The following is a 9,340-nucleotide window of genomic DNA, read 5'->3' as shown; positions in this document are numbered from 1 at the left end:
CCGCGCGCCGAAGGCGCGCGGCTCGACCCCAAACCTAAACTTTATTAGCGCCCGTTTCTACGACCGGGCTAAATAGGTACGATTCATCATTTTCCTCCAGCTGGGGGATTTCAAGGAGGGTGGGGCCCTCAAAAGCGGTTTCACCTTCCCTACCTCATTCGGAGCGGGATTTCGGTGGAACGAGGACTTGCGTTGATCCTTGGTGCCTATCTGTTGGGATCCTTTCCCACCGGATGGATCGTCATTCGCTTGCTCACGGGCCAGGATATCCGGTGGGTGGGAAGCGGTCGGACAGGCGGAACGAATGCGATGCGGGCGGGGGGGCTCCCCGCTGGCCTGCTGACCGGGCTGGGAGATCTGGCGAAAGGAGCGCTGGCGATCCTGCTGGCGCGATCCCTATTCCCTGGCCAGCCCATCGCCGAGGTGGTGGCTGGATGGCTGGCAGTGGCCGGCCATAACTGGTCCCTCTGGATGGGCTTTCGAGGGGGAGCTGGCACGGCGCCCAACGTCGGTGCGGCGGTTGCCCTCTGGCCCCCATCCCTGGCCGTGCTGCTCCCGCTGGTCCCGCTGGCGGCCGCCCTCACCGGCTACGCATCCCTGACCTCGCTCGTCCTGGGCCTGGCGATCCCGCTGATTTTCGCGGCGCGGGCCGTTTTCCTGCACGGGCCATGGACGGACGTTCTGTATGGGCTGGGTACCCTGGGAATGGTTGTGTGGGCCCTGCGTCCGAATTTCCGACGTCTTCGAGAAGGCACTGAACCCCGCCTGCGCATCTCCATGCGGCCTACGCATTCGGCGAGGGCCCCCCATGAACTAAGTAGTTAACTTTCACGCTGCAGCGAGGAGGGAGAGGACTGGGTGCGCAAGCTATGTTCGCAAAGGGAGCGCGGCGCACGGGCCCTTGTTACGAACAAAGCCTCGTTTGTCGTGTTTCATTCATTTTTGAGGATATGGGGTGATGCAGGTCAACGGCCCCAAAATCCCAGGGAACCAACCCCCAAAAGCAGTAGTAGGGCGCTTGAGTGCCCGTGATAAGCGGCGTGCAAAAGAACCGGCTTCCACCTGCTGGATGGCGCAGAAGGCCTTTGTCGCCACTTGACGCCAGGGGGAACCGGAGGCCCGTGAGGGGTCTTCGCAGAGGTCAAATCGGGAGTGTTCAAGCGCCTGACCACGAACGGGGTTCCGCGATGATGGCGCTGAGCTGGGAAGCGCTGGATGGCTTTGTGATCGGCCCCTATCGGATCCGTGTGCAGGAGGAGGGGCCTGCGGCCACCGCAGGACAGCACTACCTGGCCTTTTACCTGGAGCGGGAGGGGATGCGCTCGGATCGGCCGATCCTGCGGGGCCTTTACGCCATGCCAAGGCCTCGACCGATCCCGGGCTGGTTCGATGGTTTCTTCCGCTATCCGCTCGCCTTTCAGGGCGAGGTGATCGAGCTGGACGACGCTCAGTTGCGGACGTTCTTTCGAGCGGTTGGCCGCCTGATCCCGCCCGGAGGCTGGCTGGCCTTGGCGTATGAGACCTTCGGTGAATCGCAAGCGATCCATCAGGAAACGGAACAGGCCCTCCGGCTGGGGGTCCCGCCGATCTTGACGCCGCTGGGGATGTGCCTGTTCTACGCCCGCTGCGCCTTTCCGATTCGGGACTGGTCGATCGCGGAGGGCTGGCGAGAGGGCCCTCGCAAGCTTCAGGGGTTCAAACCGCGGGAGGAGACGCATTACTGGCGACGTGCGGATGAATTATGGGAGGAGATCCGGACCTTCCTGCGCCGCACCGAAGGAGCGACCCGACTGGAGTTCCTGCATGCCCGGCGCCGGGTGGAAGAGTTGCTTTCGCTGTGGACTTCTCCCGATGAATCGTAAGCCCTTACTACGTAACTCATTCTGGTATGCAGGGGAAGGGCTGGAATAGCGCCTCCCGGCTGTTTTTCCCCTCCCTGCTGTCTAATGAGATTTAACAAATTAAGCCGGACTTTCCACGCTGAGGATACGCCGTGAGGGAAGCGGGAGGCCCCACCCCCATGGGGGAGTTAATTTTTAAAATCAGGCCGTAAGTAGGGGTGGGGCCCTCTCGTCTCCTCTCGTGGGGTCTTAACATAGCCGAAACCAAAACCCGTGCGGCTGAGTTTTAATCATTCCTCGGCGTTCCCAGGAAGAATTGAGCGGTGATCCGCGACAGGTCCCGCATCATTCGAACGGCTTCCTCCCATTCCATCAGCAGGGGGCGGTGCAGGAAGACCACCAGCGCGTAATCGGATGGACCGGCCATCACGATTCCTGCATCGATGCGCGTCTCGTTCGTCCATCCTGGGCGACGGGCGAAGGCGATGCCCGGGGGAAGGCCTGCGGCCAGCAGAGTGGGCTGGCCCTGAGCATCCGCCAAGCGGTTCTGGGCCATCGCTTCCAAGATAAACTGGCACTCAGCCGGCTCGATCGCGCCGTCCGAGACCAGGGGCAAGGGACCACCGTTTCGGGCACACTGATAGAGCATCTCCAAGAGCACCCCGGTATCCTCGGGGGTGGTCTGCTGCCGGGGATCCGGATGGGTGGGCAGGTCGGGGCGGCTGTTCGCCGGAGTGACCACCGCAGGTGGAGCACCGGGCTGATCGAAAGGCCAGGCGATGAAGGAGTTCACCAAACCCAGTTCCCGCAGGAGGGCGGTGGTCCGCTCGGCGCCTTGCTCCGGCTCCCCATCGCCCAGATCCGTCAGGAGCTCCTGAAGGGCTGGCAAGGCCGCTTCATCCGTCAGCATCTGGAACACGCGGGCGCGGCGGGCCTCGTCATGGACCAGATCCCGGCTCCGGGCGATGGCCAGGGCAACCGGCAGGCGCATCACCCCGATCCCGGAGAAGGCCAGATCTCCGTTGCGCATCCACGTTTCCCCCTGACGTAGATCTTTGATGAAGATCCCCGCGGTCCCATCGAAGGATTGAAGGTAGGCTTCGAAGAATCGACCCAACGCGGCCAAGGAAAGGGCCGGGGCTGGCTTCTCCTCCACCGCCAGGCTCATCTCTCGGGGGGCCGCCTGAGCCAGCGCGGCTTGAAGCCGCTCGGCGGAAAGGCTGATGTTCAACACGTGGCCGGGGCGGCCCGGGCGGAACGTGAAGTTCTCGAGATCGGGCTGGGGCTCCTCGGGCGGCTCGTCGAACTGCCGGGCGACCTCCAGCAGCCAGAGGCGGATCCTCTCCGCGGAGGCCTGGACGGAGATCGGGAGGTCGCGGGGGGGCGGAGGCTGGCGGAACAGAAACTGCAGAAAAGCCACCGGGCGTTGGCGTTCCGCCATGGCTTCTCTCAGGAGCTCACGGCTTTTCTCGCGATCCAGTCGCACTTCCAGATCGACCGGATCCAGCATCAGGGTCCGATCGCGATAGTGAACTTGGAGTGGGGTGTTCAGCGCCTGCTCCACAACGTCCAGAGCCTCTTCAATCGAGCGGCCGCCTACCGCCAGCCCAGCCACGGTCCAGGTGTGGGGGATCCGGTTAAGCTCTTGCTGGAACAGGACGAACTGCCAGACCAAAAACCCCACCAGTAACCCCACAATCCCCCATGCCATCCAGCGGTTCAGAGAACGCAACATAGACCGCACCTCCTCCTTGAGGAAAGCAAGGATCAACGCAAGGCGACCCAGGCCCTCTCGGGCAACCGGCATCGCCCGGAATTCCCACTCATTATAGCCGCGGAAGAAAGATGCCTGAAAGGGAAGACACCTCCTGGACCAGCGCGACAAATTGCTAACCCGTGAGATGGAGGCCCATCTTTAAGGGTAGGGGGTAGAGCGCGGAAAGAACCGCCAGCTTGAGTTCTTGACAGGTCGCCCGAGATGAGGTATGCTTTCCCACAGAAAATTAAACTTAACGTTAGATTTAAATTCGAGGCCTCGATGAACGATCAGGTGGCGATCCAGGGGTTACATCACGTGACCGCGATCGCGGGCGATCCGCAGCGGAACGTGCGGTTCTACACGGAGATCCTGGGGTTGCGGTTGGTCAAGCGGACGGTGAACTTCGACGATCCAGGAACCTATCACCTGTACTATGGGGATTCGCATGGCCGGCCAGGGACCTTGCTGACGTTCTTCCCGTGGCCCCAGGCCCGTCCGGGGCGGGTGGGGGCGGGGCAGGTGGCGGCGACCGCTTTCACGATCCCGGTGTCGGCCCTGGATTACTGGCAAGGGCGGCTGCGGGCCCATGGGATCTCTGTGGAACGGATCGCCCCGCGCTTCGGTGAGGAGGAGGTGGTCCTGAGCTTCCAGGACCCTGATGGTTTGGAACTGGAGCTGGTTGCTCACCCTCGCGCGGAAGAGCGTCCGGGCTGGCCGGAAGGGCCGATTCCGCCGGAATATGCGCTGCGAGGCCTGCACGCTGTGACTATGTTGGAAGCCATCGCCGAGCCGACCCTCCGTTTCCTGGTGGAGGGGATGGGCTTCCGGCTGGTGCAGGAGGAGGGCGATCGGGTCCGTCTGGCGGTTGGGGCGGGCGGGCCAGGGGCGTGGGTGGACCTCCGGGTGGATCCGCGGATGTCCCGGGGCCGCGTTGCGGTGGGGACGGTGCACCACGTGGCTTGGCGGGTGCGGAACGAGGCGGAGCAAGGGGCCTGGCGGACCCGCCTACAGGCGTTGGGCCTCTACGTTACACCGGTGATGGATCGCAAATACTTCCGCTCGATCTACTTCCGGGAGCCCGGCGGGGTGCTCTTTGAGATCGCCACCGATCCGCCGGGGTTCACCGTGGATGAGGCGCCGGAGCGCCTGGGGACCGGGCTGATGTTGCCTCCATGGCTGGAACCATTGCGGGCGGAGATTGAGGCGGCGTTGCCGCCGCTCATGATTTCCACGATATGAATCGCGAGGCAGTCAGCCCAACGCGTGGGAATGATTTCTCCACAGAGGATTTCAGTGGGATGGGGTAGGGGCACCCGCAAGGGGTGCCCCTACCGGGAATGCTTCATCGGCCCATTTGAGGGAGGCGAGATCTGATGAGCGGACAATGGCTTCAGGGTGCTCATATCGGATATGCCCATCTCCAGGTCCGTGATCTGGGGCGCGCCCTGGCGTTTTATCGGGACCTCCTGGGGTTCCTGGAGATCGGACGGGAGGGCGCCACGGTTCTCCTCTCAGCCACTGGGTCCCCTCCTCCGTTGTTGATCCTGACGGAGCTTCGGGGGGCTCGGCCGAAGCCGCCTCGGACCACCGGGCTCTATCACGTCGCCATCCGCGTCCCAACCCGGCGGGATCTGGCCCGGGTTTTCCGGCGGCTCCTAGAGCATGAGTGGCCGTTCCAGGGGTTCTCGGACCACGGCGTCAGCGAGGCCCTTTATCTTCCGGATCCGGACGGGAACGGCCTGGAGATCTATCGGGATCGACCGCGGGCGCAGTGGCCCTGGCAGGAGGGGCGCCTGGCGATGGTGACGAAGCCCCTGGATGTGGAGGATCTGCTCGGGGAGGCGATCCCTGAGCCGTGGGAGGGGCTTCCGTCGGGGACCGACATCGGCCACATCCACCTGCACGTCGCCGATCTGGAGGAGGCGGAGAGGTTCTACGTCGGGATCCTGGGCCTGGAGGTGACCCAGCGGGATTATCCAGGGGCCCGTTTCTTCGCCGCGGGGGGATATCACCATCACGTGGGGACCAACATCTGGGCCGGCCGGGGCGCCCCGCCGCCTCCCGCTGATGCGGTCGGTCTCCGGTCGTTTTCCCTAGTGGTGCCCGATGAGGCGTCCTGGATAGGGATTCGGGAGCGAGCTCTTGCCGCCGGCCTGCCCGTCCGCGAAGGGTCTGGGGTGCTCTTCCTGCAAGATCCTTCCGCCAACCGCCTTCAGGTTGTCCTGGAAGGCCGTTTCGCTCTGGACGAAGCGCTTGGATGAATGATCCGGCAGGCTGGGTCTGACCATTGTTCCCCTCTCACAAGCGTGCGCTTCAGCAAGGAATTCCGCAGGAATGAAGAGGAGTGTTGGGCGGATCAGCGGCGGCTGATCCCGCCCGGTGGGAGCTGGGGATCCTGAGATCCCCAGCTCCCACCGGGCGAAAGCCCACATCTTAACTCAACCGTTGCGGAGGTGCACGATGGAGGTCGTATTCTTTATTGGCCGGATCATCGTTGGGGTTTATTATCTGTTCAACGCGGCGAACCATCTGATCATGGGCACCGAGCAGCTCACCCAGTATGCGCAGTATAAGGGGGTGCCTGCGCCGCGGCTGGCGGTGATCGTGACAGGGATCCTCTTGCTGATTGGGGGCCTGAGCTTCCTGCTCGGGGTTTACCCGGGCATCGGGGTGCTCAGCGTGGTCTTGTTCTTCCTGCCGGTCAGCTTCAAGATGCATAATTTCTGGGCTCTGCAGGATCAGCAGCAAAGGATGATCGAGATGGTGAATTTCACCAAGAACATGGCCTTGATGGGCTCCGCGCTGATGTTTCTGTTGATCGAACGCTGGCCGTTCAGCCTGACCCCCCAACTGTGGCCATAGGAAACTCGGGAGGGGGGGCGGCCTGGAAGGCGGGCGGATGGCCTTCGACCAACGATCGGCCTTGGGGGTTAGGACCGCTGGAGGCGGTCCCTAACCCCCAAGGATTTTTTCTCCCCTCCCCACCACCCTTCGGGCTGTGCGGCGGGAGGGGGCCATCGACGCCGGATGGCGGTTTGCCTTTCTCCTCCCGTGTGTTGCAGGGTTTCGAAAGGAGGGATGGATGGCCTTTTATCTGGTGCGTGCCCGGTTGCGGATGGGGCGTGCGGCGGAGCTGCGGGCCCGGCTGGAGCGTGGGGAGTTCCGAGCCCTACAGCCGTTCGGGCCGGCCCTAACGGCCTCGCTGGAGAACGCCCGTTGGGATCCCGAGGCCGGCGAAGCGGTGTGGGAGGAAGAAGATTACTGCTCCCCGCCGCTGGCTATGGAGCGGGCCGCGGTCCTTGATCATTACTTCGAGGACCTTCGGGTAGAACGGGTGCCGGCGGGGGAAGGTTGGCGTCGGATCGCCGAGCTCCCTGCTTTATGGGATCAGCCGTTCGCGCAGGAGCTCGAGATCCTGCCCGACGAGGGGGAAGGGCCTGTGTGCGATCCCGCCAACGGGTGGTGCAGCGGTTGAGGCTGGCGATCCTGGGGGCGAGCAGGCGCCTTCTGTTTGGGGCCGGGCTTAAATTTGGAGTTTTCGGGGGCTGGGCCGGGGGCCTTCGGCCCAGCCCCCGAAACAATTTTCTCTCCCCTTCCCGCAGCCCGAAGGGCCGCGGGAAGGGGAGAGGGGCCATTCCCTTCCTCACAGGTATGCCGTCTTTAAGTGAAAAGCCCTGCGTTTGGGGTGAGAGTGGTTGCCTTCGTCGCCCAGCAGGTCAACGATGAAGACAGGCCTGCCGCAGGGCCAGCTTGCCAATACTAAGGGAAAGGCTCGGCGGATGAACAGCCTCCCGTGGAGCCAGTGGCTTCCACCCGGGGATGCGCTCCGTCTCCTGGATATCGGTTGCGGGACGGCGGAGGAGGCGGGGGCGCTCATCGCCTCCGGGCGGGTGAGGGATTTCCTCGGCGTCGATCTCGATGAGGAAGCCATCGTGAGGGCACGAGCCCGATGGCAAGGGGCTCGCTTCATCTGCGCCGATGCCGCCCGGCTCCTGCCGGAGCGCGTGGGTCTGTTCGACGTCATCCTCCTTCGGCGGCCGGACCTCCTGGCCCAACCCGGGCGATGGCGGGAGGTCTTCGCGCGGCTGCCCGCGTTGCTTGCCCCGGGGGGCCGGGTGATCGTCACCGTAATCGACGAAGGGGAAGCGCTCCTGGCCCGGCGCTGGCTGGAAGAGGCGGGCCTGTGCCTCCTTCGGGTCGAACCCCTACCGGAGCCTGAAGAGCGGATCCTGCTCGTAGGGGGCTTCGGCGCATCAATGGGGGTGCCCTTTGTGGGCACCCTGTGAATGATGGGGATGCCGATGGCGAAGCAGGCTTTGTCCATGCCGCCCATTCTCAGCGCGCCCACGAATGTTCGAGGTGATCGGTTGTAGGGGTGGGCCTTGTGCCCGCCCGACTTCCCTGGCCTGCCCTATATTCCCAGCGAAACGGATCTCTAAGATGGACTCGGCGAAGGTGGAGATCACCTATTTCACGGATCCTTATTGCTCTTGGTGCTGGGCCACGGAGCCCATGCTTTATCGGATCCGAGAGACGTTCCGGGATCAAGTACGGATCCGTTACGTAATGGGCGGCCTGGTGCGGGATATGGCGGAGTTCTACGACGCTCTCAACAACATCCGCACGCCGGCCCAGGTGGCCCCGCACTGGCGGATGGTCTCGGAGCGCTCCGGGCAGCCGATCGATGAGCGGTTGTGGCTGGAACTGGAGGATCCGCACTTCTCCACCTGGCCCGCCTGTATCGCCATCCGCGCCGCTTTCCTGCAGGGTGAGGTCATTGGGGAGCGGCTCCTGCGACGCTTCCGTCGGGCGGCGTTGACCGAGCGGCGGAACATCTCCCGGCGGGATGAGCAGGAGGCGCTGGCCCGCGAAGTGGAGGGGCTGGATCTGGAGCGGTGGCGGACGGATTTGGAGAACGGGCGGGCGGAGCGGGCGTTCCACGAGGATTTGGAGGAATGCCGGCGTTATGGGGTGACTGGTTTCCCCACGCTGTTGTTCCGCTACATCGGCCGGGTGATGACCCCTGGCGCCCAGCGGCCGGTCCTGGTGATCGGGCATCGCTCCTACGCGACCTATCGAGAGATCCTCCGCCGCCTGGCACCGGCGCTGGAGGAACACCCGCCCCGGGACCCTCTGACCCTACTGGCCGAATACGGTCCGCTGACCACTCGAGAGCTTGCGGAGATCTACGGCCAGGACCAGGAAACCGCGCGGGCGGAGATGGAGCGCTTGGAGCGCGAGGGGAAAGTTCACCGGATCCCGGTCCCGCGGGGGGAGTTCTGGCAGCCGGCGCATCCATTGGCGGGATAGCCCTCCTCTCCCATCCCTTCTTCTACTAGAGGATTCGGGGAGCGGGGCCGTTCCCCTAAGGGCGCCCGGATCTTCAACCCCTCCCGTTCCGCGAACGACGTAGCGCTTGTTGACGAGATCCTAATGGTTGGGGACAATAAACGGCAGCCAGGGGAAACGCGGTGGTCCCTCTGTTCGATCTTTGTGGGGCAATTCCCCTCGCCGCGGGATGAAAGGATGAGGCTAACGATTTTGACCATTGGACATTCCAATCGGAGGTTGGAGCTGTTTCTCGGTCTTCTTCAAGCGCATGGTGTGGAGAAGGTGATCGACGTGCGCCGATTCCCGAGCTCTCGACGGCATCCGCACTTCAACGGTCCTGCGCTGGCCGCCGCGCTGGCCGCTGTCGGCATCGGTTACCGGCACATTCCAGAGCTGGGGGGGCGACGAA

The 9,340-nt window shown here is 64.0% G+C and carries 10 protein-coding genes; 9 read left to right on the top strand and 1 reads right to left on the bottom strand.

The genetic code is table 11. The features are described 5' to 3' along the window. Window positions 1-174 precede the first annotated feature (174 nt). Window positions 175-825 (top strand): glycerol-3-phosphate acyltransferase, encoded by a 651-nt coding sequence (locus tag ACFMO5_RS04435; RefSeq protein WP_376791549.1) that lies wholly within the window; start codon window positions 175-177, stop codon window positions 823-825. Window positions 826-1,190: 365 nt separating this feature from the next. Further along, window positions 1,191-1,862, top strand: a complete 672-nt coding sequence (locus tag ACFMO5_RS04430; RefSeq protein ID WP_376791548.1) for a DUF1122 family protein — start codon at window positions 1,191-1,193, stop codon at window positions 1,860-1,862. Window positions 1,863-2,127: 265 nt separating this feature from the next. Here ACFMO5_RS04430 and ACFMO5_RS04425 read toward each other — a convergent pair whose 3' ends face one another. Beyond that, window positions 2,128-3,576, bottom strand: a complete 1,449-nt coding sequence (locus ACFMO5_RS04425) for a serine hydrolase (RefSeq protein WP_376791547.1) — start codon at window positions 3,574-3,576, stop codon at window positions 2,128-2,130. A gap of 303 nt (window positions 3,577-3,879) precedes the next feature. Here ACFMO5_RS04425 and ACFMO5_RS04420 point away from each other — a divergent pair, with 303 nt between their 5' ends. The 7 genes from ACFMO5_RS04420 to ACFMO5_RS04390 form a co-directional block, all read left to right on the top strand. Beyond that, window positions 3,880-4,839 (top strand): ring-cleaving dioxygenase, encoded by a 960-nt coding sequence (locus ACFMO5_RS04420; protein ID WP_376791546.1) that lies wholly within the window; start codon window positions 3,880-3,882, stop codon window positions 4,837-4,839. 134 nt (window positions 4,840-4,973) lie between these two features. Then, window positions 4,974-5,861: a VOC family protein gene (locus ACFMO5_RS04415; protein ID WP_376791545.1), complete on the top strand. Its 888-nt coding sequence runs from the start codon at window positions 4,974-4,976 to the stop codon at window positions 5,859-5,861. A 199-nt stretch (window positions 5,862-6,060) separates the two neighbouring features. Further along, the gene (locus ACFMO5_RS04410) at window positions 6,061-6,462 is read left to right on the top strand and encodes a DoxX family protein (RefSeq protein WP_376791544.1); all 402 of its coding nucleotides are present in this window, start codon (window positions 6,061-6,063) and stop codon (window positions 6,460-6,462) included. A gap of 220 nt (window positions 6,463-6,682) precedes the next feature. Further along, entirely contained in the window at window positions 6,683-7,075 is a 393-nt protein-coding gene (locus ACFMO5_RS04405) for a hypothetical protein (RefSeq protein ID WP_376791543.1), read from the top strand. 304 nt (window positions 7,076-7,379) lie between these two features. Then, entirely contained in the window at window positions 7,380-7,886 is a 507-nt protein-coding gene (locus ACFMO5_RS04400; RefSeq protein ID WP_376791542.1) for a class I SAM-dependent DNA methyltransferase, read from the top strand. A gap of 154 nt (window positions 7,887-8,040) precedes the next feature. Then, complete coding sequence (locus ACFMO5_RS04395; protein WP_376791541.1) at window positions 8,041-8,910, top strand: DsbA family protein; 870 nt, start codon at window positions 8,041-8,043, stop codon at window positions 8,908-8,910. A gap of 216 nt (window positions 8,911-9,126) precedes the next feature. After that, on the top strand, window positions 9,127-9,340 hold a 214-nt coding region (locus ACFMO5_RS04390; protein ID WP_376791540.1), incomplete at its 3' end, for a DUF488 family protein.

This window comes from Thermoflexus sp., assembly GCF_042408365.1.
Lineage (GTDB): Bacteria > Chloroflexota > Anaerolineae > Thermoflexales > Thermoflexaceae > Thermoflexus.
The sequence above is the reverse complement of the archived record's forward strand: the minus strand, read 5'-3'. Positions and strand labels throughout refer to the sequence as shown.